This is a genomic window from Mesorhizobium sp. M8A.F.Ca.ET.161.01.1.1, from assembly GCF_004792105.1.
Lineage (GTDB): Bacteria > Pseudomonadota > Alphaproteobacteria > Rhizobiales > Rhizobiaceae > Mesorhizobium.
The window spans coordinates 1-319 of the sequence record NZ_SRTD01000323.1 but is presented as its reverse complement, the minus strand read 5'-3'; the positions used below and the strand labels follow the sequence as shown (position 1 = coordinate 319).

At 61.8% G+C, this 319-nt stretch carries 1 protein-coding gene; it reads right to left on the bottom strand.

Going from position 1 to position 319, the window contains the following annotated elements; genetic code table 11:
* The coding region (locus tag EN804_RS35910) for a PfkB family carbohydrate kinase (RefSeq protein ID WP_246693550.1) at positions 1–319 on the bottom strand (319 nt) is incomplete at both ends.

The window sequence follows — 319 nt, the reverse complement described above, 5'->3', positions numbered from 1 at the left end:
CCGGCCATGAAGCCGTCACCAGCGCCCAGAACATTGAAGACCTCGATCGGGAAACCTTCGCCCGTCTGCCCGTCATCGAGGCTTGCGGGAATATCGCCGGTGAAGACCGAAGCACCCATCGGGCCGCGCTTGCACACCAGCGTGGCATTCGAAACCTTGCGCACGGCATTCAGTGCGGCCAGCGTATCTGTCGACCCGCCGGCAATGTGGAATTCCTCTTCCGTGCCGACGATCAGATCGAAGAGATGCAGGGTGGATTGCAGCTTGGCGGTCACCTTCTGCGATTCCACGAAACGGCTCTCGCCATCGCCATGGCCGG